Below are 23538 nucleotides of genomic sequence, written 5' to 3'. Positions count from 1 at the left end.
AAAAGTTGATAAAAGAAAGTGTTAAGGTTTTGATATGAAACAAAATAAAGTAATTCTCTCAATAGTGGCGATTTTCTTTGGACTACTAGTTCTGGGAAGTTGTTCCGCAGTGACGACCTATAATGGTCTGGTTGGTGAACAGACTAAGGTGGAGCAGGCTCAGGCCGATGTTTCGACAGCCCTCCAACGTCGTTCGGACTTGATTGGTAACTTAGTGGAGTCCGTTAAAGGACAAATGAATCATGAAACCGAGGTCTTTACCAAGATTGCGGATGCTAGAGCTAAAATCGGTAGTAGCTCAGTAACCTCGGAAGAAAATCAAAAGGCTCAGGGAGAATTGAGCTCCGCTCTTTCCCGTTTGATTTCCTTGACGGAGAATTATCCAGAACTCAAGAGCAATCAAAATGTTGAGCAACTAATGGTGGAACTTTCAGGGAGTGAAAATCGTATCTTTGTAGCACGTAAGGATTATAACAAGGTCGCAGCCGAGTACAATCAAAAACTGAGAAGTTTTCCAACCGTGCTCTTTGCGAATATGATGAACTTTAAAGAAGCGGAAACCTTCAAAGAAACAGAAGAAGCCAAGACAGTTCCTAAGGTCGATTTTGGAACATCTTCATCAAGTCAATAAAGTGAATCATCCTATGAATAGAGTGATTTTTCTAGCATGACTAGTGATTTCAAACTCAAACCTGGAAAGTCTTTTCCAGGTTTTTTTGGTATAATAAAAGGGAAGAGACAGTGACTGGAATGGAGGTTTGCTATGGAGAAAACAAAAGCCTTTCTTGAAGCGCACTACAAGAGATATATCTTTACGATTTGCCTTTTCTGGTTCCTCATGTTTTTCCTTCCTTGGGATTGGCAAATAGGAGGAGTTTCAGTATATTATTTCGTTATGAAAAAACTCTTTGTAGTTTTTGGAGTTTTATCCATCCTATACTCCGTGCTGATTAAAAAAATCAGTCTTCTCATCTTTGGAATTATCTTTTGCTTGGCCTTCTGGATCAATCTCTTTTGGTATTTTGGGATATTGCCTGTATTCTTGGGAAATTAAACATTAAAAAATAAAGGACTAGACTAGCTTCTAGTCCTTTTTTTCTTATTAAAATAGTTGGAAATATAAAAATAATTTTGTTGACAGCTGTCTGTATGATATAATAAGTCCCGTAAAAAGAAGATTAAGGGATTTGAAAAATGGCTAAAAAAGTAAAAGATTATTATGACTTGGCTTATGCTAGTGATTTGAGTCGACGGTTGAAAGAAGCGTCCCCTGCATTTGATGAGCGAAAGTTTAGGTTGTTGGTAGAAAAAGACTTGGAAGAGTTGGAGTTTAGCCAGCGTCAAGAACTCTTGGCTAAAAGTATCAAAGATTGTCTTCCCCTATCTTATGAGGACTCTCTCAAGGTTTTTGAGAAAATTTTGGGTCCTGAGTTAGAGGGTGGTTTAGGTATGTTCTCAGAAGGATATTGGCTTTGGCCAATCGGAAAATATGTAGAGCTATATGGGGACAAGGAATTTGAATTGAGCGCGGCCTTTAGTAAGGAACTAACCAAGCGATTTACTGGAGAATTTTCTATGAGACCTTTGCTGGCTCGCTATCCTAAGGATACAATGGCTTTGCTGTTAGAATGGAGTCAGGATGAAAATTTGCGCGTTCGCAGACTTGCCAGCGAATGCATGCGTATCCGTCTGCCTTGGGCTAAGAGACAAACCGTGGTATTGGATTATTTTGAGGATTTTACCACTATTCTGACCAATCTAAAGGATGATAGAGACAAGTCCATTCAAAAAAGTGTAGCCAATAATCTAAATGATTTGTACAAGGAAGATCCTGATAAGTTTGAAAGGATTCTTCAAACTTGGCAAAAGGAGGAGCTGAGTCCAAGTTGTGCTTGGATCATCAAGCATGCATCTCGAACAAAAAACAAAAAGGTAGCCACAGAAGATTTATGCAAAAAAAAGCTGAATTTTGGCTGGCCTTTTCCGTTGTAAATTAAGGATTCTTTCTTGAAAAATAATGGTAAATATGCTAAAATTAAAAGAACATTCTAAAATATTCAGAATAAAAAGTAAGGAAAATCATGGCTAATATTTTAAAAACGATTATTGAAAATGATAAAGGAGAACTTCGTCGTCTGGAAAAGATGGCTGATAAGGTTCTTAACTATGAGAGCCAAATGGCTGCAATGTCAGACGAAGAACTAAAAGCGAAAACTGACGAATTTAAAGAACGATACAATAAGGGTGAATCACTTGATTCATTGCTATATGAGGCTTTTGCGGTAGTTCGCGAAGCTGCAAAACGTGTCCTTGGGCTTTTCCCTTATAAGGTTCAGGTCATGGGTGGGATTGTTCTTCACCATGGTGACGTTCCAGAGATGCGTACCGGTGAAGGGAAGACCTTGACAGCGACCATGCCAGTGTACCTCAATGCCCTTGCAGGTAAAGGAGTTCACGTAGTTACAGTCAACGAATACCTAACAGAACGTGACGCGACTGAAATGGGTGAATTGTACTCATGGCTCGGTTTGTCAGTAGGGATCAACTTGGCAGCTAAATCTCCGATGGAGAAAAAAGAAGCTTATCTTTGTGATATTACCTACTCAACCAACTCAGAGATTGGTTTCGACTACCTTCGTGACAATATGGTCGTTCGTGCAGAAAACATGGTGCAACGTCCACTAAACTATGCCTTGGTCGATGAGGTTGACTCGATTTTGATCGACGAAGCTCGTACACCATTGATTGTTTCAGGTGCCAATGCAGTTGAAACAAGCCAACTCTACCATATGGCGGACCACTTCGTGAAGTCCTTGGACAAGGATGACTATATCATTGACGTTCAGTCTAAGACGATCGGTTTGTCAGACTCTGGTATTGACAAGGCTGAAAGCTACTTCAAACTAGAAAATCTCTACGACATTGAAAATGTAGCTCTTACTCACTTTATCGACAATGCCCTCCGTGCTAACTATATCATGATTCTCGATATCGACTATGTGGTTAGTGAAGAGCAGGAAATCTTGATTGTCGACCAATTTACAGGTCGTACCATGGAAGGTCGTCGTTACTCTGATGGTTTGCACCAAGCGATTGAAGCAAAAGAAGGTGTGCCAATCCAAGATGAGACTAAGACTTCAGCTTCTATTACCTACCAAAACCTCTTCCGTATGTATAAGAAATTGGCAGGTATGACAGGTACTGGTAAAACAGAAGAAGAAGAATTCCGCGAAATTTACAACATTCGTGTTATCCCAATCCCAACCAACCGTCCAATTCAACGTATCGACCACTCAGACCTTCTCTATGCAAGTCTTGATGCGAAATTTAAGGCTGTTGTTGAAGATGTAAAAGCTCGTTACCAAAAAGGTCAGCCGGTCTTGGTAGGTACAGTTGCCGTTGAAACGAGTGACTTCCTTTCTAAGAAATTGGTAGCAGCAGGTGTTCCTCACGAAGTCTTGAATGCGAAGAACCACTACAGAGAAGCGCAAATCATCATGAACGCTGGTCAACGTGGTGCCGTTACCATCGCAACCAACATGGCCGGTCGTGGTACCGACATCAAGCTTGGTGAAGGAGTTCGTGAACTTGGCGGTCTTTGCGTCATTGGTACAGAGCGTCACGAAAGTCGCCGTATTGATAATCAGCTTCGTGGACGTTCAGGACGTCAAGGAGACCCAGGTGAGTCACAATTCTACTTGTCTCTTGAAGATGATTTGATGAAACGTTTCGGTTCAGAACGTTTGAAAGGTGTCTTTGAACGTCTCAACATGTCTGACGAAGCCATCGAATCTCGCATGTTAACGCGTCAAGTTGAAGCAGCTCAAAAACGTGTCGAAGGAAACAACTACGACACTCGTAAACAAGTCCTTCAATATGACGACGTTATGCGTGAACAACGTGAAATCATCTATGCACAACGTTATGATGTCATTACTGCAGACCGTGACTTGGCACCAGAAATCCATGCTATGATCCGTCGTACCATTGGACGTATCGTGGATGCACATGCTCGTTCGAAAGAAGATGAAAAATTGGAAGCAATCTTGAACTTCGCTAAGTATAACTTGCTTCCAGAAGATTCAATTAGCCGTTCAGACCTTGCAGGTTTGTCAGACCAAGCTATCAAAGATGAACTTTTCCAACGTGCCTTGAAAGTCTATGACAGCCAAGTTGCTAAGCTTCGTGACGAAGATGCAGTGAAAGAATTCCAAAAAGTCTTGATTCTACGTGTTGTAGACAACAAGTGGACAGACCATATTGATGCTCTTGACCAGTTGCGAAATGCTGTTGGTCTTCGTGGATATGCCCAAAACAACCCTGTTGTAGAATATCAAGCAGAAGGTTTCCGCATGTTTAATGACATGATTGGATCGATTGAATTCGATGTGACCCGCTTGATGATGAAAGCACAAATCCATGAACAAGAACGTCCGCAAACTGAACACAATATCAGTACAACTGCGACTCGTAATATCGCAGCGCAGCAGGCAAGCCTTCCAGAAGATTTGGACTTGAGCCAAATCGGACGAAACGACCAATGCCCATGTGGATCAGGTAAGAAATTCAAGAACTGTCATGGTAAGAGACAATAATATGAGATAAGATACAGGCGGATACCTGGTAAAAATCATTTTTTGCTTGGTGTCCGTTTGCTTTATAAGGAGATGAATCATGGTATTTAAAGCTAAAAGTCCTAAAATTAACATTGAAGAAGTTCGCGCCTTGTCTAAATTAGAGGGAGCGGCTCTTGCGAGAAAAAATCAACGTGATCAGGAATTGGAAGCCATCATCCGTGGGGAAGACCAGCGTATTCTCTTGGTGATTGGACCATGTTCATCTGATAACGAAGAGGCGGTTCTCGAGTATGCCAAGCGTCTATCTGCTTTGCAAGAAGAGGTTAAAGACCGTATTTTTATGGTCATGCGTGTCTATACAGCTAAACCTCGTACCAATGGAGATGGCTATAAAGGCTTGATTCATCAACCAAATGCGACAGAAGCTCCTAGCTTGATTAATGGAATCAAGGCTGTTCGCCAACTGCACTACCGTGTGATTACCGAGACGGGAATAACAACAGCTGATGAGATGCTTTATCCTGAAAATCTTCCACTGGTGGATGATTTGATTTCTTATATGGCTGTTGGAGCTCGTTCTGTAGAGGATCAACAGCACCGTTTTGTAGCGAGCGGAGCAGATTTTTCAACAGGATTTAAAAATCCCACATCTGGAAATCTCAATGTTATGTTTAACGGGATTTACGCAGCGCAAAATAAACAGAGTTTCCTTTTCCTCGGTAAAGAGGTGGAAACAACGGGGAATCCATTGTCCCACGCCATTCTTCGCGGTGCCTTGAATGAATACGGGAAAAATATTCCCAACTACTACTATGACAATTTGATGGATACCATTGATCAGTATGAAAAGATGGGCTTGGAAAATCCATTTATCATCATCGATACCAATCATGACAATTCAGGCAAGCAGTACATGGATCAAATCCGTATCGTTCGTCAGACCTTGATTAACCGTGACTGGAATGAGAAAATCAAAAAATACGTTCGTGGTTTTATGATTGAGTCCTATCTGGAAGATGGACGTCAAAATGAGCCAGAAGTTTTTGGTAAGTCCATTACAGATCCGTGTCTAGGCTGGGACAACACAGAAGCACTTGTTCGCGAAATTTACCAAACGCTAGGAGAGTAAGATGGCATTTATCGAAAAAGGTCAAGAAATTGATATTGAAGCAATCAAGGCTGCGACCCAGTTGTCACCTGAAGCCTTGCGAAAGAAAGAAGCCCGCGATAGAGAGCTGGCAGCCATCATCTCGGGTGAGGACGACCGAATCCTTTTGGTGATGGGACCGTGTTCTTCAGACAATGAAGAAGCTGTGCTCGAATATGCTCGTCGTTTAGCAGACTTACAGAAAAAAGTTGCAGATAAAATCTTTATTGTGATGCGTGTCTATACGGCTAAACCTCGTACCAATGGAGATGGCTATAAGGGTTTGGTTCATCAGCCGGATACTTCTAAAGCTCCAAGCTTGATTAATGGCATACAAGCTGTTCGTCAGCTGCACTACCGTGTGATTACGGAGACGGGCTTGACGACAGCTGATGAGATGCTTTATCCGTCAAATCTCGTTTTGATCGATGATCTAGTCAGCTACCATGCTGTAGGGGCTCGTTCAGTAGAAGACCAGGAACACCGTTTTGTAGCGTCTGGGATTGATGCTCCAGTTGGGATGAAAAATCCAACATCTGGGAACCTTGGGGTTATGTTTAATGCTATCTATGCAGCTCAAAACAAGCAAACCTTCCTTTACCACGGTCAAGAAGTGGAAACTTCGGGAAATCCTTTGGCCCATGTTATCCTTCGTGGCGCCATGAACGAATATGGTAAAAATGAACCCAATTTCTACTATGAAACCCTCTTAAATGCCATCAATCGTTATGAGACCATGGGACTTGAAAATCCCTTCATTATCATCGATACCAATCATGACAATTCAGGCAAGCAGTATATGGAACAAATTCGCATTGTTCGCCAAGCCTTGCTGAATCGTGACTGGAATGAAAAGATTAAAAAGACGGTTCGAGGCTTTATGATCGAATCTTACCTAGCAGATGGTCGCCAAAATCAACCAGAGGTCTTTGGTTGCTCTATAACTGACCCTTGTCTAGGTTGGGAAAATACAGTAGCCTTGGTAGAAGAAATTTATACTACCTTAACAAAATAAGTGAAAAGGATGGAGTTGGGGGAATCTCAGCTCCTTTTATGAGTATGATAGTTGGACACGGAATTGACATCGAAGAATTGGCTTCGATAGAAAACGCAGTTACACGACGTGAGGGCTTTGCTAAGCGCGTGCTGACCCCTAAAGAATTGGAGCGCTTTACCAGTCTCAAAGGGCGTAGACAGATCGAATACTTGGCAGGCCGTTGGTCGGCTAAGGAGGCCTTTTCCAAGGCTATGGGAACTGGTATTGGCAAACTGACCTTTCAGGATTTGGAAGTTTTGAACAATGAACGAGGGGCTCCTTATTTTAGTCAGGCACCATTTTCAGGAAAGATTTGGCTATCTATCAGCCATACAGATCAGTTTGTGACAGCCAGTGTCATTTTGGAGGAAAATCATGAAAGCTAGTCCACATAGACCAACCAAGGCTCTGATATATCTGGGAGCTATTCGACAAAATATTCAGCGAATGGGAGCTCATATCCCTGAAGGAACGCTCAAGTGGGCAGTGGTCAAGGCCAATGCTTATGGTCATGGAGCTATTGCCGTTGCGATGGCGATTCAGGACGATGTTGATGGATTTTGTGTTTCCAATATTGATGAAGCCATCGAACTTCGTCAGGCTGGACTCAGCAAGAAAATCCTTATCTTAGGAGTTTCTGAGCTAGAAGCTGTTTCCCTAGCTAAAGAATACGATATCACCTTGACGGTAGCTGGACTGGAGTGGATTCAAGAACTCTTAGCTACTGGTGCTGATCTAGCTGACTTATCGGTTCACCTCAAGATTGACTCAGGAATGGGACGAATTGGTTTTAGAGAAGCCAGTGAGGCAGAGCAGGCTCAAGCCTTGCTCCAACAATACGGTGCTCGCGTTGAGGGGATTTTTACCCACTTTGCGACTGCAGATGAAGAAGCAGATGCCTATTTTAATACCCAGTTAGAACGATTTAAAGCTATTTTGGCAAATATGAAGGAAGTTCCAGAACTGGTTCATGCCAGCAATTCGGCAACGACCCTCTGGCATGCAGAGACTATTTTCAATGCAGTCCGTATGGGAGACGCCATGTATGGTCTCAATCCAAGTGGAGAGGTCTTGGACTTACCCTATGATTTGACACCAGCCTTGACCTTGGAGTCTGCCCTGGTTCATGTCAAGACAGTTCCAGCTGGAGCTTGCATAGGCTATGGAGCGACCTATCAGGCGGATAGTGAACAAGTCATTGCGACGGTGCCAATCGGTTATGCGGATGGTTGGACACGTGATATGCAGAATTTCTCTGTCTTGGTAGATGGCCAAGCTTGCCCAATCGTCGGACGAGTATCTATGGACCAAATCACTATTAGGCTGCCTAAGGTTTACCCACTAGGAACAAAAGTAACATTAATTGGTTCTAACGGCGACAAAGAAATCACAGCTACTCAGGTAGCTACCTACCGCGGCACTATTAACTATGAGGTGGTTTGTCTCCTCAGCGACCGCATTCCGAGAGAATATCATTAAACCAAAGAAAGGAGTGGAGCATGAATCTACATCAACCCTTGCATGTCTTACCTGGTGTGGGACCAAAGTCAGCTGAGAAATACGCCAAACTAGGAATTGAAAACTTGCAAGACCTCTTGCTCTACTTTCCTTTTCGTTATGAAGATTTCAAGACCAAGCAGGTCCTAGAGCTGGAAGATGGTGAAAAGGCTGTTCTTTCTGGTCAGGTAGTAACTCCTGCTAGTGTCCAGTATTATGGTTTTAAGCGGAATCGTCTGCGCTTTAGCCTCAAGCAGGGAGAAGTCGTTTTTGCAGTGAATTTCTTTAACCAGCCCTATCTGGCTGATAAGATAGAATTGGGAGCAACTCTTGCTGTCTTTGGGAAATGGGACCGTGCCAAGGCCAGTTTGACTGGGATGAAGGTTCTGGCTCAGGTGGAAGATGACCTCCAACCTGTCTATCGTCTGGCTCAAGGAATCAGTCAGGCCAGTCTGGTCAAGGTCATTAAGACAGCCTTTGATCAGGGATTGGATCTCTTGATAGAGGAAAATCTCCCCCAGTCTTTGCTGGATAAATACAAACTCATGTCCCGTTGCCAGGCTGTTCGCGCTATGCATTTTCCTAAGAATTTGGCAGAATACAAGCAGGCCCTTCGTCGGATCAAGTTTGAGGAACTCTTTTACTTCCAAATGCAGTTGCAGATACTCAAGTCTGAAAATAGAGTTCAGGGAAGCGGTCTGGTTCTGAATTGGTCTCAGGAAAAAGTGACAGCCGTTAAAGAAAGTCTTCCTTTTACCCTGACCCAAGCTCAGGAAAAGAGTTTGCAGGAGATTTTGACCGACATGAAGTCCGACCACCACATGAATCGTCTCCTACAAGGGGATGTGGGGAGCGGAAAAACAGTCGTCGCTGGCTTGGCCTTGTTTGCGGCGGTGACGGCTGGCTACCAGGCTGCTCTCATGGTGCCAACAGAAATTCTTGCGGAGCAACACTTTGACAGTCTACACAGCCTCTTTCCAGACTTGAAACTGGCTCTCTTGACAGGTTCCTTAAAAGCTGCAGAAAAGAGAGCAGTCTTGGAGACCATTGCCAAGGGTGAGGCTGATTTGATTATCGGAACCCACGCTCTGATACAGGATGGGGTTGATTATGCTCGTCTTGGTTTGATTATCATCGATGAGCAGCACCGTTTTGGTGTGGGCCAAAGGCGTATTTTACGGGAAAAAGGGAACAATCCTGACGTTCTCATGATGACAGCGACGCCCATTCCGCGAACACTGGCTATCACAGCCTTTGGAGATATGGATGTTTCCATTATTGACCAGATGCCAGCAGGTCGGAAGCCGATTGTGACGCGCTGGATTAAGCATGAGCAGCTGCCTCAGGTCTTGACTTGGTTAGAGGGGGAAATCCAAAAAGGTTCGCAAGCCTATGTCATCTCTCCTTTGATTGAAGAATCTGAAGCTCTGGATTTGAAAAATGCCATTGCCTTATCAGAGGAGTTGACAGCTCATTTTGCCCGCAAGGCTGAAGTAGCTCTTTTACATGGTAAGATGAAGAGTGACGAAAAAGACCAGATCATGCAGGATTTCAAAGAGCGAAAAACGGATATTCTGGTTTCGACAACGGTTATTGAGGTTGGGGTTAATGTTCCCAATGCGACCGTCATGATTATCATGGATGCTGACCGGTTCGGTCTCAGTCAGCTTCACCAGCTCAGAGGCCGTGTTGGTCGGGGGGACAAGCAGTCCTATGCTGTTCTCGTGGCTAATCCTAAGACGGACTCTGGGAAAGATCGCATGCGTATCATGACAGAAACTTCCAATGGATTTGTCCTTGCGGAGGAAGATTTGAAAATGCGTGGTTCTGGAGAGATTTTTGGAACCAGACAGTCAGGACTGCCAGAGTTTCAAGTGGCTGATATTATCGAAGATTTTCCGATTTTAGAAGAAGCCAGAAAGGTTGCCAGCTACATTAGTTCTATAGAAGGTTGGCAAGAGGATCCAGAATGGCGCATGATTGCTCTCCATCTGGAAAAGAAAGAACATCTAGATTAATACTCTTCGAAAATCAAATTTAAACCACGTCAACGTCGCCTTGGATTATATATGTAACTGACTTCGTCAGTCTTATCTACAACCTCAAAGCAGTGCTTTGAGCAACCTACGGCTAGTTTCCTAGTTTGCTCTTTGATTTTCATTGAGTATAAGCTTTCTCTAAGGAAAACTTAAGCTAGCTTTTAGGTTTGGTCCTTATACTAGAGTCATCAAAAAGAAACGAGGACTCTCACATGACTATTAAAGTAACCTACCAAAAGAAATTCCAAACCGTCAAACTAGAGAAAGGAGCTAGCATCTATTGATACACAGAGAGCGGAAACGCTCTTTTTATTTTTAAAACTACTTTCAGGCGATAGGTTTGAGGAAAGAGAATCTAAATTCACTTTCTGTTTACCGTTCTTTCTTGCATTGCCTTCCTAGATATGCTAGAGTTATGATAGCGATTACAAAACTAAAGGAGCATGCTATGAAAAATCCAGCTTTGTTAGAAGAAATCAAGACCTATCTAGGACGGGATGAAGTTCCAGAAGATTTTGATGCTTTCTGGGATGAGGAAGTCAAAAAAGTATCCACACTTCCAGCCTACCAGTTGGAGGAAAGAGATTTCCATATTCCCCAAGTCAAGTGCTATGAGCTAACCTTTGAAGGAACTAATGAAGGCAAGGTCTACGCTCGCGTCGTCCTTCCAAAGACTGAGGAGAAGGTTCCGCTAATCTTCCATTTCCATGGGTACATGGGCCGTGGTTGGGATTGGGCTGACATGCTAGCCTATACTGTGGCTGGTTACGGTGTTGTTTCTATGGATGTCCGTGGACAGTCAGGTTATTCGCAAGATGGCTTGCGCTCTCCACTAGGAAATACGGTGAAGGGGCATATCATCCGTGGTGCTGTGGAAGGTCGGGAGCATCTCTTTTATAAGGATGTTTATCTGGATATTTATCAGTTGATTGAAATTGTTGCTAGTCTACCTGAGATTGATGAGAAGCGACTTTCTAGTTATGGTGCCTCACAAGGCGGTGCTTTAGCCCTGGTTGCAGCAGCGCTCAATCCTCGGATTCAGAAAACAGTTGCCATCTATCCTTTCTTGTCAGACTTTAGACGGGTACTTGAGATTGGCAATACCAGTGAAGCCTATGATGAACTCTTCCGTTATTTCAAGTTCCACGATCCCTTCCATGAAACAGAGGAAGACATCATGGCGACCCTTGCTTATATCGATGTGAAAAATCTTGCCCATCGCATTCAAGGTGAGGTCAAGATGATTACGGGCTTGGATGACGATGTCTGCTATCCTATTACCCAGTTTGCTATTTACAACCGTCTAACTTGCGACAAGGCCTATCGCATCATGCCTGAGTATGCTCACGAAGCCATGAATGTTTTTGTCAATGACCAAGTCTATAACTGGCTCTGTGGCAGTGAGATTCCTTTTATTAAGTACGTAAGATAATGAATGAGAGAGCCCAGGAGCTCTCTTTTTTATGTCCAAAACCTGAAAGTACTTTTAGAAAATTTAAAATATTAAAATATTCTTAAAAGTAAAATCTATTCTGTAGGAACACAGATGTAAATATAAGACTTTATTGTATAATAAAGGAAAAGTCACTTGTGAAAGGAGGAAAAAGGCTGCTGGAGGATTAAAAACTCGAGCTCAGCAGAAAATGGGAGAGGATTGGGAGCTCTCATTAAGTTGGATACTTTCTTGTAAAACTTGTCTCTTGAAGAGACAATAAAAATTTTTAAAGAAAAAAGAAAGCGCTTTATTTTATGAAAAATGAAAGGACAAACATGAATTACAAATCTTTAGATCGGAAACAGCGATACGGAATTCGAAAATTTGCAGTTGGGGCAGCATCGGTAGTGATTGGTACAGTGGTATTTGGAGCAAATCCAGTCTTAGCTCAAGAGCAAGCCAATGCAGCAGGGGCCAATACAGAAACTGTCGAACCTGGTCAAGGTTTATCAGAATTGCCAAAAGAAGCGTCCTCGGGAGATCTTGCTCATTTGGATAAGGATTTGGCTGGTAAATTGGCAGCAGCTCAAGACAACGGCGTTGAGGTGGACCAAGATCATTTGAAAAAAAATGAGAGTGCAGAATCAGAAACCCCATCCTCTACCGAACCCCCTGCAGAAGAAGCAAATAAGGAAGAGGAATCAGAGGATCAGGGGGCTATTCCTCGTGACTATTACTCAAGAGATTTAAAAAATGCTAATCCTGTCCTTGAAAAAGAAGATGTTGAAACCAATGCAGCAAATGGTCAGAGAGTTGATTTATCAAATGAACTAGACAAACTAAAGCAACTAAAAAATGCTACAGTTCACATGGAGTTCAAACCAGATGCATCAGCTCCACGTTTTTACAATCTCTTCTCTGTATCCAGTGAAACCAAGGAAAATGAGTACTTTACTATGTCGATCCTTGATAATACAGCTCTTATTGAAGGGCGTGGCGCTAACGGGGAGCAGTTCTATGATAAGTATACAGATGCTCCTTTGAAAGTTCGCCCTGGACAATGGAATTCTGTGACCTTTACTGTCGAACAACCGACAACGGAGTTACCTCATGGTCGAGTTCGTCTCTATGTGAACGGTGTCTTATCTCGAACAAGTCTAAAATCTGGGAACTTCATCAAAGATATGCCAGATGTTAATCAAGCTCAACTTGGATCAACCAAACGAGGCAATAAAACAGTTTGGGCATCAAACCTACAAGTACGAAACCTAACCGTTTATGATCGTGCTTTAAGCCCAGATGAAGTTCAAACACGGAGCCAATTATTTGAAAGAGGTGAATTGGAACAGAAACTTCCTGAGGGAGCAAAAGTTACTGAGAAAGAAGACGTCTTTGAAGGTGGTAGGAACAATCAACCAAATAAAGATGGTATCAAGAGTTATCGTATCCCAGCTCTTCTCAAGACAGATAAAGGAACGCTGATTGCAGGAACGGATGAAAGACGTTTGCACCATTCTGACTGGGGAGATATTGGGATGGTTGTTCGTCGCAGCTCAGATAATGGAAAAACATGGGGAGACCGAATCGTAATCTCAAATCCTCGTGACAATGAGCACGCTAAACATGCAGATTGGCCATCTCCAGTCAATATTGATATGGCCTTGGTGCAAAACCCTGAAACAAAGAGAATTTTTGCAATTTATGACATGTTCCTTGAAAGTAAGGCAGTATTTTCATTGCCGGGGCAAGCTCCGAAAGCTTATGAACAAGTGGGAGATAAAGTTTATCAAGTTTTATATAAGCAAGGAGAATCAGGTCGCTATACGATTCGAGAAAACGGAGAGGTTTTCGACCCTCAAAATAGAAAGACAGATTATCGTGTTGTCGTTGACCCTAAAAAACCAGCCTACAGCGATAAGGGAGATTTGTATAAAGGGAATGAGCTAATCGGAAATATTTATTTTGAGTATAGCGAGAAGAATATTTTTAGAGTTTCCAATACCAACTATCTATGGATGTCCTACAGTGATGACGATGGGAAGACTTGGTCTGCACCAAAAGATATTACTCATGGGATTCGGAAAGATTGGATGCACTTCCTAGGAACTGGACCTGGTACGGGGATTGCCTTGCGTACGGGGCCTCATAAGGGAAGACTGGTGATTCCAGTTTATACAACAAACAACGTTTCCTACCTAAGTGGTTCTCAATCATCTCGTGTAATTTATTCAGATGATCATGGTGAAACATGGCAAGCAGGGGAAGCAGTTAATGATAACCGTCCAGTAGGCAACCAAACCATTCATTCTTCAACCATGAATAATCCAGGCGCCCAAAATACGGAGTCAACTGTTGTTCAGTTGAATAATGGGGATCTCAAGCTCTTTATGCGTGGGTTGACTGGTGATCTTCAGGTTGCGACCAGTCATGATGGGGGAGCAACGTGGGATAAGGAAATCAAACGATATCCTCAAGTAAAAGACGTTTATGTTCAAATGTCCGCTATTCACACCATGCATGAAGGAAAGGAATACATTCTACTCAGCAATGCTGGTGGTCCTGGACGCAACAATGGTTTGGTTCACCTGGCTCGTGTTGAGGAGAATGGTGAGTTGACATGGCTGAAACACAATCCTATACAAAGTGGTAAGTTTGCCTACAACTCGCTCCAAGAACTCGGAAATGGCGAATATGGTTTGCTTTATGAGCATGCGGATGGCAATCAAAACGATTATACTTTATCCTATAAGAAATTCAACTGGGATTTCTTAAGCAAAGACAGAATTTCTCCTAAAGAAGCAAAAGTAAAATATGCTATCCAAAAATGGCCAGGTATTATTGCCATGGAGTTCGATTCGGAAGTATTGGTAAATAAGGCTCCTACCCTTCAGTTGGCAAATGGCAAGACAGCAACCTTCATGACCCAATACGATACAAAAACTCTCTTATTTACTGTGGATCCAGAAGATATGGGTCAAAGAATCACTGGTCTGGCTGAGGGTGCAATTGAAAGCATGCACAATTTACCAGTTTCTTTAGCTGGCTCTAAACTAAGCGATGGTATTAATGGCAGTGAAGCTGCTATCCATGAGGTTCCAGAGTTCACAGGTGGTGTTAATGCTGAGGAAGCCCCAGTGGCAGAGATACCAGAGTACACTGGACCATTGGCAACAGTAGGAGAAGAACCAGCTCCAACAGTAGAAAAACCAGAATTCACTGGTGGTGTCAATGCTGAGGAAGCCCCAGTGGCAGAGATGCCAGAGTACACCGGTCCATTATCAACAGTAGGCGAAGAAGCAGCGCCAACGGTTGAAAAGCCTGAATTTACAGGTGGTGTCAATGCTGTTGAGGCGGCAGTCCATGAACTTCCAGAGTTCAAGGGTGGTGTCAATGCAGTTCTAGCAGCCTCAAACGAGCTTCCGGAATATAGAGGAGGTGCTAACTTTGTCTTAGCAGCTTCAAATGACCTGCCAGAGTATAAGGGTGGAGTCAATGGCGCTGAGGCAGCAGTCCTTGAAGTGCCAGAGTACAAGGGAGAAACAAATCAAGTATTAGCAGCTGCAGACAACAAACTGTCTCTAGGCCAAGATGTGACCTATCAAGCGCCAGCAGCTAAACAAGATGAACTTCCGAATACGGGAAGTAAGGAAACAAACTCACTGATTTCCCTTGGTCTTGCAGGTGTTCTTTTATCCTTGTTTGCATTTGGCAAGAGGAGAAAAGAATAATAAGTAAAAGCTATTTGAGTAACTCTCAGAAGAGATAGCAGGTTTTTCAGCCTGCTATCTTTCTTTATTAAATTTAGGTTGATTCGAAATCATAAGAGGTCTGAAACTACTTTCAGGATAGTCTGTTCTATAAAATAGTTTTGAAACTGAAATCTATTCTACTACAAGTTATTGAAAGCGCTTAACAAATGATATATAATAAGCCCATAAGAACAAGAAAGGGAGGAAAGAGGATGCCACAGATCAGCAAAGAAGCCTTGATTGAACAAATCAAAGATGGAATCATTGTCTCTTGCCAGGCACTTCCTCACGAACCGCTTTATACAGAAGCGGGAGGAGTCATTCCCTTGCTAGTCAAAGCGGCTGAGCAAGGTGGAGCAGTCGGTATCCGAGCAAACAGTGTTCGCGATATCAAGGAGATTAAGGAGGTTACGAAACTCCCGATTATCGGGATTATCAAACGTGACTATCCGCCACAGGAGCCTTTCATTACAGCTACGATGAGAGAAGTTGATGAACTGGCTGAACTAGACATCGAGGTCATTGCTCTGGATTGTACCAAACGTGAACGTTACGACGGTTTGGAAATTCAGGACTTTATCCGACAAGTCAAAGAAAAATATCCACATCAACTCTTAATGGCTGATACCAGTACCTTTGAAGAAGGAATAGCTGCAGTTGAAGCCGGAATTGATTTTGTTGGAACAACCCTATCAGGTTACACCTCTTATAGTCCTAAAGTAGATGGTCCAGACTTTGAACTGATCAAAAAACTTTGTGAAGCAGGAGTGGATGTCATCGCTGAAGGGAAAATTCATACACCAGAACAAGCCAAACAAATCCTTGAATATGGGGTGCGAGGCATCGTTGTTGGTGGAGCGATTACTAGACCAAAAGAGATTACGGAACGCTTTGTTGCCGGTCTTAAATAACACAATCTCAAAACAGAGGAGTGTGGTTGATGCGTCGGACAAAATGAAAACGTATACAAATATAAACTTGCTCATTATCCAATATGGATACGCTTATCAATTAGGAGAATACAAATGAAATTTAGAAAACTAGCTTGTACAGTACTTGCTGGTGCTGCGATTCTTGGCCTTGCGGCTTGTGGTAACTCTGGTGGAAGTAAAGATGCTGGAAGCTCTAGTAGCGATAGCGGGAAAACAGAAATCACTTGGTGGGCATTCCCAGTCTTCACACAAGAAAAAACTGGTGACGGTGTTGGAACTTATGAAAAATCAATCATCGAAGCTTTTGAAAAAGCAAATCCAGATGTAAAAGTGAAATTGGAAACCATCGACTTCAAGTCAGGTCCAGAAAAGATCACAACAGCTATCGAAGCTGGAACAGCGCCAGACGTACTCTTTGACGCACCAGGACGTATCATCCAATACGGTAAAAATGGTAAATTGGCTGAGTTGAACGACCTTTTCACAGACGAATTCGTCAAAGATGTGAACAACGAAAACATCGTACAAGCAAGTAAGGCTGGAGACAAAGCCTACATGTATCCAATCAGTTCAGCACCATTCTACATGGCAATGAACAAGAAAATGTTGGAAGATGCTGGTGTAGCTAACCTTGTAAAAGAAGGTTGGACAACTGATGACTTTGAAAAAGTTTTGAAAGCCCTTAAAGATAAAGGCTACACTCCAGGTTCATTGTTCAGTGCTGGTCAAGGGGGAGACCAAGGAACACGTGCCTTCATTGCAAACCTTTACGGTGGTTCTGTAACAGACAAAGATGTAACTAAATATACAACTGACGATCCTAAATTCGTCAAAGGTCTTGAAAAAGCGGCTAGCTGGATCAAAGATGGTTTGTTGAACAATGGTTCACAATTTGACGGTGGAGCAGACATCCAAAACTTTGCCAACGGTCAAACTTCATACACAATCCTTTGGGCGCCAGCTCAAAACGGTATCCAAGCGAAACTCTTGGAAGCAAGTAAGGTAGATGTGGTAGAAGTACCATTCCCATCAGATTCTGGTAAACCATCTCTTGAATACCTTGTAAACGGATTTGCAGTATTTAACAACAAAGACGATAAGAAAGTCGCAGCTGCTAAGAAATTCGTTCAATTCATCGCAGATGACAAAGAATGGGGTCCTAAAGATGTAGTTCGTACAGGTGCCTTCCCAGTTCGTACTTCATTTGGCAAACTTTATGAAGACAAACGTATGGAAACAATCAGTGGCTGGACTAAATACTACTCACCATATTACAACACTATCGATGGATTTGCTGAAATGAGAACACTTTGGTTCCCAATGTTGCAATCTGTATCAAATGGTGACGAAAAACCAGCGGATGCTTTGAAAGCCTTCACTGAAAAAGCTAACGAAACCATCAAAAAAGCTACAAAACAATAAGCACTAAGTCAGATTGATTCCCCCTTTTCCCTGTGCACTATGGTGTAAGAAAAGGGGGACTTTTGTTTGAAATGGTAGGAACTGTCACAAAATTAAAATGAAGTTCTTACATAAGCGAATCTTAAAAAATTTCATTTTGGTTTTAAAACAGTTCAAGAAAATCAAAAACTATTCTATTTGAAAGAGAGGTGCCGACTGTGAAAGTCAATAAAATTCGTATGCGGGAAACAGTGATTTCCTACGCTTTCCTAGCACCAGTGTTATTCTTCTTTGTCATCTTTGTCTTGGCTCCTATGATTATGGGATTCATTACAAGTTTCTTTAACTACTCCATGACTAAATTTGAGTTTGTGGGCTTGGACAACTACATTCGCATGTTTAAAGACCCTGTCTTTGTGAAGTCTTTGATCAATACCGTTATCCTGGTTATTGGATCTGTTCCGATTGTGGTTCTCTTCTCGCTCTTTGTAGCATCTCAAACCTATCATCAAAATGCCATTGCCCGTTCTTTCTATCGTTTCGTCTTCTTCCTTCCTGTAGTTACAGGTAGTGTTGCTGTAACGGTTGTATGGAAATGGATCTATGACCCACTATCAGGGATTCTAAACTTTGTCCTTAAGTCAAGCCACATCATCAGCCAAAACATTTCTTGGCTGGGTGACAAAAATTGGGCTTTGCTAGCGATTATGATTATCCTTTTGACAACATCTGTTGGTCAACCGATTATCCTTTATATCGCTGCTATGGGGAATATTGACAACTCACTTGTTGAAGCAGCGCGTGTTGACGGTGCGACTGAATTTCAAGTATTCTGGAAGATCAAATGGCCTAGCCTTCTTCCAACAACTCTTTACATCGCAATCATCACAACCATCAACTCATTCCAATGTTTCGCCTTGATTCAATTGTTGACTTCTGGTGGTCCAAACTACTCAACAAGTACCTTGATGTACTACCTTTACGAAAAAGCCTTCCAATTGACAGAATACGGCTATGCCAATACCATCGGTGTCTTCTTGGCAGTGATGATTGCCATTGTCAGCTTTGCTCAATTCAAGATCCTCGGAAACGACGTAGAATACTAAAGAAAGGAGACAGTTATGCAACCTACACAAAAGAAACCCTTAACAGCTTTCACTGTTATTTCAACGATTATCTTGCTCTTGTTGACCGTACTGTTCATCTTTCCATTCTACTGGATCTTGACAGGGGCCTTCAAATCACAGCCTGATACCATTATGATTCCGCCACAGTGGTTCCCTAAAATGCCAACCATGGAAAACTTCCAACAACTCATGGTGCAAAACCCTGCTATGCAGTGGATGTGGAACTCTGTATTTATCTCACTAGTAACTATGTTCCTAGTCTGTGCAACCTCTTCTCTAGCAGGTTATGTCTTGGCTAAAAAACGTTTCTATGGTCAACGCATCCTCTTTGCAGTCTTTATCGCTGCTATGGCTCTTCCAAAACAAGTTGTCCTTGTACCATTGGTACGTATCGTCAACTTCATGGGAATTCACGATACTCTTTGGGCAGTTATCTTGCCTTTGATTGGATGGCCATTTGGGGTATTCCTTATGAAACAATTTAGTGAAAATATCCCTACAGAATTGCTTGAATCAGCTAAAATCGACGGTTGTGGTGAGATTCGTACCTTCTGGAGCGTAGCCTTCCCTATCGTGAAACCAGGATTTGCAGCCCTTGCGATCTTTACCTTCATCAATACTTGGAACGACTACTTTATGCAGTTGGTTATGTTGACTTCACGTCAAAACTTGACCATCTCACTCGGGGTTGCGACCATGCAGGCTGAAATGGCAACCAACTATGGTTTGATCATGGCGGGTGCAGCTCTTGCAGCCGTGCCAATCGTAACCGTCTTCCTTGTCTTCCAAAAATCCTTCACTCAGGGGATTACTATGGGAGCTGTCAAAGGTTAAGATCTTGCGAAAATCGAATTTAAACTACGTCAGCATCACCTTGCCATACTTAAGTATTGCCTGGGGTTAGCTTTCTAGTTTGTTCTTCGATTTTCATTGAGTATAAGAGAATATAGAGTTATAAGTGTCTACAAAATGGAGAGTATGCAGTTACTTCGTGAAGTTTTGTCAGACACTTATAAACTTAAGAATGAACTCTTTTCATGATACTAGTTAGAGTAGGTTCGTTTTATGGTAGCTATTTTCCGCTTTAGTGGTATCTAAGATAAGAATCTTACGCTTATCTTAGACGGAATTTTGAGACTGACGATGAAAGAGCAAAAGGCTCAAAAATTAGGAATGAAATACCGAAGAAATTTGCTTCCGTCCGCACTATTACAGGGAAATAGAGAAGGATAATTCGAAACTGAAAAATAGTAACTATCAGAAACGAAGGAAACAGTATGATTTTTGACGATTTGAAAAACATCTACTTTTACAAGGGGATTCATCCCAATCTAGACAAGGCTATCGACTATCTCTATCAGCACCGTAAGGATTCTTTCGAATTCGGTAAGTATGAGATTGACGGGGACAAGGTCTTTCTAGTTGTTCAGGAAAATGTCCTCAATCAAGCTGAAAATGATCAGTTTGAGCACCATAAACACTATGCAGACTTGCATTTGCTGGTAGAAGGACATGAATATTCGAGCTACGGTTCACGTATCAAAGACGAAGCGGTAGCATTCGACGAAGCGAGCGACATTGGCTTTGTCCATTGTCATGAAAAATACCCACTCTTGTTGGGCTATCACAATTTTGCAATTTTCTTCCCAGGAGAACCACACCAGCCAAATGGCTACGCAGGGATGGAAGAAAAAGTTCGTAAGTATCTCTTTAAAATTTTGATTGATTAAAAGAATCAGGAGGAGCAAACATGGCACAAAAAGGAGTAAGCCTTATCAAGGCAGCATTTGATACAGATAATTTTCTCATGCGTTTCAGTGAGAAGGTCTTGGATATCGTGACAGTCAATCTTCTTTTTGTCGTCTCTTGTTTGCCCATCGTGACGATTGGAGTGGCGAAAATCAGCCTTTACGAGACCATGTTTGAGATTAAGAGAAGCAGACGAGTTCCAGTTTTCAGAACCTATCTAAGAGCCTTCAAGCAAAATCTGAAACTGGGGCTTCAGTTAGGTCTGTTAGAGTTGGGCATTGTGTCATTAAGCCTTCTAGACCTCTATCTCTTCTGGGGACAGACTGCTTTGCCTTTCCAGATTGTGAAAGCTATTTGTTTGGGGATTCTCATCTTCCTCACTCTCGTGATGCTGGCTAGTTATCCCATCGCTGCCCGCTATGATCTGTCTTGGAAAGAAGTGCTGCAAAAAGGGCTTATCTTGGCAAGTTTTAACTTTCCATGGTTCTTCCTCATGTTAGCCATTCTCTTTCTCATAGTGATGATTCTTTATCTATCCGCCTTCACTCTCCTTTTGGGTGGGTCAGCCTTTATCCTCTTTGGTTTTGGTTTGCTAGTCTTTCTCCAAGCAGGATTGATGGAGAAAATCTTCGCCAAATACCAGTAGGATGAGGTGTTTCTGAAACTACTTTCAATCGTTACAGTTTCTAAAATACAAGTAGAAACTAAAATCTAAGTGTATACAAGATATTGAAAGCGATTTTCACAAGGTGTATACTAAACTTGTAAAAAATAGAACTGCTCTCAGCAGAAAAAAGAAATCTTAGGAGAAAATCTATGTCAGATTTGAAAAAATACGAAGGTGTCATTCCAGCCTTCTACGCATGTTATGATGATCAAGGAGAAGTCAGTCCAGAGCGTACGCGTGCCTTGGTTCAATACTTCATTGATAAGGGAGTTCAAGGTCTCTATGTCAATGGTTCTTCTGGTGAATGTATCTACCAAAGTGTGGCAGACCGCAAGTTGATTTTGGAAGAAGTCATGGCAGTTGCTAAGGGCAAATTGACAATCATTGCTCACGTTGCTTGCAATAATACAAAGGATAGTATGGAACTTGCTCGCCACGCAGAAAGTTTGGGTGTAGATGCTATTGCAACGATTCCACCGATTTACTTCCGCTTGCCTGAGTACTCAGTTGCCAAATACTGGAACGATATCAGTGCTGCAGCTCCAAATACAGACTATGTTATCTACAATATTCCTCAATTGGCAGGTGTTGCTTTGACTCCAAGTCTCTACACTGAAATGTTGAAGAATCCTCGTGTTATCGGTGTTAAGAACTCTTCTATGCCAGTTCAAGATATCCAAACCTTTGTCAGCCTTGGTGGAGAAGACCACATCGTATTCAATGGTCCAGATGAACAGTTCCTAGGTGGACGACTCATGGGTGCCAAAGCTGGTATCGGTGGTACTTATGGTGCTATGCCAGAACTCTTCTTGAAACTTAATGAGTTGATTGCTGAGAAAGACTTGGAAACAGCGCGTGAATTGCAATACGCTATCAATGCAATCATTGGTAAATTGACTGCTGCACATGGAAATATGTACGGTGTGATTAAAGAAGTCTTGAAAATCAATGAAGGCTTGAACATTGGTTCTGTCCGTTCACCATTGACTCCAGTGACTGAAGAAGATCGACCAGTTGTAGAAGCAGCAGCGCAATTGATTCGTGAAACCAAGGAGCGCTTCCTCTAATCCATAAGGAGGTATTTATGACACACTACGTTGCAATTGATATTGGTGGAACCAACATCAAATATGGTTTGATTGACCAAGAAGGCCAACTTGTTGAATCGCATGAAATGCCAACTGAGGCGCATAAGGGTGGACCTCATATCTTACAAAAGACAAAAGATATCGTTGCCAGCTATTTAGAAAAAGGCCCAGTAGCAGGTGTTGCCATTTCTTCGGCAGGGATGGTGGATCCAGATAAGGGTGAGATTTTCTACGCTGGTCCTCAGATTCCCAACTATGCAGGAACTCAGTTCAAGAAGGAAATTGAGACGAGCTTTAATATCCCTTGTGAGATTGAAAATGATGTCAACTGTGCAGGTCTAGCTGAGGCAGTATCTGGTTCAGGCAAGGGAGCGAGTGTGACACTTTGCTTGACCATTGGAACAGGTATCGGTGGTTGCTTGATTATGGATGGGAAAGTCTTCCATGGATTTAGCAATTCAGCCTGCGAAGTCGGTTATATGCATATGCAGGATGGAGCTTTCCAAGATCTCGCCTCTACCACAGCCTTGGTAGAATATGTAGCAGCAGCTCATGGTGACTCAGTTGACCAGTGGAATGGTCGCAGAATTTTCAAGGAAGCTACTGAAGGAAACAAGATCTGTATGGCTGGCATTGACCGCATGGTAGACTATCTAGGAAAAGGTCTGGCAAATATTTGTTACGTTGCCAATCCAGAAGTAGTCATTCTCGGTGGCGGTATCATGGGGCAAGAAGCTATTCTCAAACCGAAGATCCGCACAGCCTTGAAGGCCACCTTGGTACCAAGCCTAGCTGAAAAAACACGATTAGAATTTGCCCATCACCAAAATACAGCAGGGATGTTGGGAGCATACTATCATTTCAAGACAAAACAATCCTAGTTTGGAACTATAGAATTAAGTAGAACATTTAATCACTAATCAAGTGAAAAATCTTCTACTTAATTCTTTTTTTGATGGTAGAAAAACTGTCAAGTATATGAAAGTAGTGGAAAGACAAAGAGAATTACAAAAAAAGAACGATAGGAACAGATTTCCTACCATCGAAAAATATATGAGAGGAGATAGCTCTAGAAGACGGTACAAACACTCTAC

General features: G+C 42.3%; 19 protein-coding genes. All 19 read left to right on the top strand.

Annotation, left to right across the window (positions count from 1 at the left end; all coding sequences use genetic code 11):
- Window positions 1-34: 34 nt before the first annotated feature.
- Complete coding sequence (locus B7721_RS09455; protein WP_000812473.1) at window positions 35-631, top strand: LemA family protein; 597 nt, start codon at window positions 35-37, stop codon at window positions 629-631.
- Window positions 632-763: 132 nt separating this feature from the next.
- The gene (locus B7721_RS09450) at window positions 764-1054 is read left to right on the top strand and encodes a hypothetical protein (RefSeq protein WP_071851264.1); all 291 of its coding nucleotides are present in this window, start codon (window positions 764-766) and stop codon (window positions 1052-1054) included.
- A gap of 140 nt (window positions 1055-1194) precedes the next feature.
- Window positions 1195-1992: a DNA alkylation repair protein gene (locus B7721_RS09445; RefSeq protein ID WP_084878779.1), complete on the top strand. Its 798-nt coding sequence runs from the start codon at window positions 1195-1197 to the stop codon at window positions 1990-1992.
- An 89-nt stretch (window positions 1993-2081) separates the two neighbouring features.
- Window positions 2082-4595 (top strand): preprotein translocase subunit SecA, encoded by a 2514-nt coding sequence (secA, locus tag B7721_RS09440; RefSeq protein ID WP_001284115.1) that lies wholly within the window; start codon window positions 2082-2084, stop codon window positions 4593-4595.
- Between the two features lie 79 nt (window positions 4596-4674).
- Entirely contained in the window at window positions 4675-5706 is a 1032-nt protein-coding gene (locus B7721_RS09435) for a 3-deoxy-7-phosphoheptulonate synthase (protein WP_070568337.1), read from the top strand.
- A 1-nt stretch (window position 5707) separates the two neighbouring features.
- A complete protein-coding gene (locus tag B7721_RS09430) occupies window positions 5708-6739 on the top strand; it encodes a 3-deoxy-7-phosphoheptulonate synthase (RefSeq protein WP_049478699.1) in 1032 nt (343 codons plus the stop codon).
- Between the two features lie 44 nt (window positions 6740-6783).
- Window positions 6784-7146, top strand: a complete 363-nt coding sequence (acpS, locus tag B7721_RS09425) for a holo-ACP synthase (protein ID WP_008293557.1) — start codon at window positions 6784-6786, stop codon at window positions 7144-7146.
- Entirely contained in the window at window positions 7136-8239 is a 1104-nt protein-coding gene (gene alr / locus B7721_RS09420) for an alanine racemase (RefSeq protein WP_084878778.1), read from the top strand. Before acpS ends, alr begins: the two co-directional genes overlap by 11 nt.
- Window positions 8230-10275, top strand: coding sequence for an ATP-dependent DNA helicase RecG (recG, locus tag B7721_RS09415; RefSeq protein ID WP_275655518.1), 2046 nt, complete (start codon window positions 8230-8232; stop codon window positions 10273-10275). The genes alr and recG overlap by 10 nt, the downstream gene beginning before the upstream one ends.
- A gap of 469 nt (window positions 10276-10744) precedes the next feature.
- On the top strand, window positions 10745-11728 hold the full coding sequence (locus B7721_RS09400; RefSeq protein ID WP_084878773.1) for an acetylxylan esterase: 984 nt from the start codon (window positions 10745-10747) through the stop codon (window positions 11726-11728).
- A gap of 338 nt (window positions 11729-12066) precedes the next feature.
- Complete coding sequence (locus B7721_RS09395; protein ID WP_084878894.1) at window positions 12067-15459, top strand: SIALI-17 repeat-containing surface protein; 3393 nt, start codon at window positions 12067-12069, stop codon at window positions 15457-15459.
- A 233-nt stretch (window positions 15460-15692) separates the two neighbouring features.
- Window positions 15693-16391, top strand: coding sequence for an N-acetylmannosamine-6-phosphate 2-epimerase (locus tag B7721_RS09390; RefSeq protein WP_001135658.1), 699 nt, complete (start codon window positions 15693-15695; stop codon window positions 16389-16391).
- 114 nt (window positions 16392-16505) lie between these two features.
- Window positions 16506-17834 (top strand): extracellular solute-binding protein, encoded by a 1329-nt coding sequence (locus tag B7721_RS09385; RefSeq protein ID WP_084878772.1) that lies wholly within the window; start codon window positions 16506-16508, stop codon window positions 17832-17834.
- A 218-nt stretch (window positions 17835-18052) separates the two neighbouring features.
- Window positions 18053-18919, top strand: a complete 867-nt coding sequence (locus tag B7721_RS09380; RefSeq protein WP_161801140.1) for a carbohydrate ABC transporter permease — start codon at window positions 18053-18055, stop codon at window positions 18917-18919.
- Between the two features lie 15 nt (window positions 18920-18934).
- Window positions 18935-19774, top strand: a complete 840-nt coding sequence (locus B7721_RS09375; RefSeq protein ID WP_001183243.1) for a carbohydrate ABC transporter permease — start codon at window positions 18935-18937, stop codon at window positions 19772-19774.
- Between the two features lie 443 nt (window positions 19775-20217).
- Entirely contained in the window at window positions 20218-20670 is a 453-nt protein-coding gene (locus B7721_RS09370; protein ID WP_084878770.1) for a YhcH/YjgK/YiaL family protein, read from the top strand.
- A 20-nt stretch (window positions 20671-20690) separates the two neighbouring features.
- Window positions 20691-21335: a YesL family protein gene (locus tag B7721_RS09365; protein ID WP_084878768.1), complete on the top strand. Its 645-nt coding sequence runs from the start codon at window positions 20691-20693 to the stop codon at window positions 21333-21335.
- Between the two features lie 170 nt (window positions 21336-21505).
- A complete protein-coding gene (locus tag B7721_RS09360) occupies window positions 21506-22423 on the top strand; it encodes a dihydrodipicolinate synthase family protein (RefSeq protein WP_001281470.1) in 918 nt (305 codons plus the stop codon).
- Window positions 22424-22440: 17 nt separating this feature from the next.
- Window positions 22441-23325 (top strand): ROK family protein, encoded by an 885-nt coding sequence (locus B7721_RS09355; protein ID WP_084878767.1) that lies wholly within the window; start codon window positions 22441-22443, stop codon window positions 23323-23325.
- Window positions 23326-23538: the final 213 nt, after the last annotated feature.

This window comes from Streptococcus oralis subsp. oralis, from assembly GCF_002096445.1.
GTDB classification, from domain to species: domain Bacteria; phylum Bacillota; class Bacilli; order Lactobacillales; family Streptococcaceae; genus Streptococcus; species Streptococcus oralis_N.
The sequence above is the reverse complement of the archived record's forward strand: the minus strand, read 5'-3'. Positions and strand labels throughout refer to the sequence as shown.

What these genes read in the sequence shown, in the direction of transcription:
- B7721_RS09455 (WP_000812473.1), top strand. Translation starts at nt 35, where the DNA reads ATGAAACAAAATAAAGTAATTCTCTCAATAGTGGCGATTTTCTTTGGA.
- B7721_RS09450 (WP_071851264.1), top strand. Translation starts at nt 764, where the DNA reads ATGGAGAAAACAAAAGCCTTTCTTGAAGCGCACTACAAGAGATATATC.
- B7721_RS09445 (WP_084878779.1), top strand. Translation starts at nt 1,195, where the DNA reads ATGGCTAAAAAAGTAAAAGATTATTATGACTTGGCTTATGCTAGTGAT.
- secA (WP_001284115.1), top strand. Translation starts at nt 2,082, where the DNA reads ATGGCTAATATTTTAAAAACGATTATTGAAAATGATAAAGGAGAACTT.
- B7721_RS09435 (WP_070568337.1), top strand. Translation starts at nt 4,675, where the DNA reads ATGGTATTTAAAGCTAAAAGTCCTAAAATTAACATTGAAGAAGTTCGC.
- B7721_RS09430 (WP_049478699.1), top strand. Translation starts at nt 5,708, where the DNA reads ATGGCATTTATCGAAAAAGGTCAAGAAATTGATATTGAAGCAATCAAG.
- acpS (WP_008293557.1), top strand. Translation starts at nt 6,784, where the DNA reads ATGATAGTTGGACACGGAATTGACATCGAAGAATTGGCTTCGATAGAA.
- alr (WP_084878778.1), top strand. Translation starts at nt 7,136, where the DNA reads ATGAAAGCTAGTCCACATAGACCAACCAAGGCTCTGATATATCTGGGA.
- B7721_RS09400 (WP_084878773.1), top strand. Translation starts at nt 10,745, where the DNA reads ATGAAAAATCCAGCTTTGTTAGAAGAAATCAAGACCTATCTAGGACGG.
- B7721_RS09395 (WP_084878894.1), top strand. Translation starts at nt 12,067, where the DNA reads ATGAATTACAAATCTTTAGATCGGAAACAGCGATACGGAATTCGAAAA.
- B7721_RS09390 (WP_001135658.1), top strand. Translation starts at nt 15,693, where the DNA reads ATGCCACAGATCAGCAAAGAAGCCTTGATTGAACAAATCAAAGATGGA.
- B7721_RS09385 (WP_084878772.1), top strand. Translation starts at nt 16,506, where the DNA reads ATGAAATTTAGAAAACTAGCTTGTACAGTACTTGCTGGTGCTGCGATT.
- B7721_RS09380 (WP_161801140.1), top strand. Translation starts at nt 18,053, where the DNA reads ATGCGGGAAACAGTGATTTCCTACGCTTTCCTAGCACCAGTGTTATTC.
- B7721_RS09375 (WP_001183243.1), top strand. Translation starts at nt 18,935, where the DNA reads ATGCAACCTACACAAAAGAAACCCTTAACAGCTTTCACTGTTATTTCA.
- B7721_RS09370 (WP_084878770.1), top strand. Translation starts at nt 20,218, where the DNA reads ATGATTTTTGACGATTTGAAAAACATCTACTTTTACAAGGGGATTCAT.
- B7721_RS09365 (WP_084878768.1), top strand. Translation starts at nt 20,691, where the DNA reads ATGGCACAAAAAGGAGTAAGCCTTATCAAGGCAGCATTTGATACAGAT.
- B7721_RS09360 (WP_001281470.1), top strand. Translation starts at nt 21,506, where the DNA reads ATGTCAGATTTGAAAAAATACGAAGGTGTCATTCCAGCCTTCTACGCA.
- B7721_RS09355 (WP_084878767.1), top strand. Translation starts at nt 22,441, where the DNA reads ATGACACACTACGTTGCAATTGATATTGGTGGAACCAACATCAAATAT.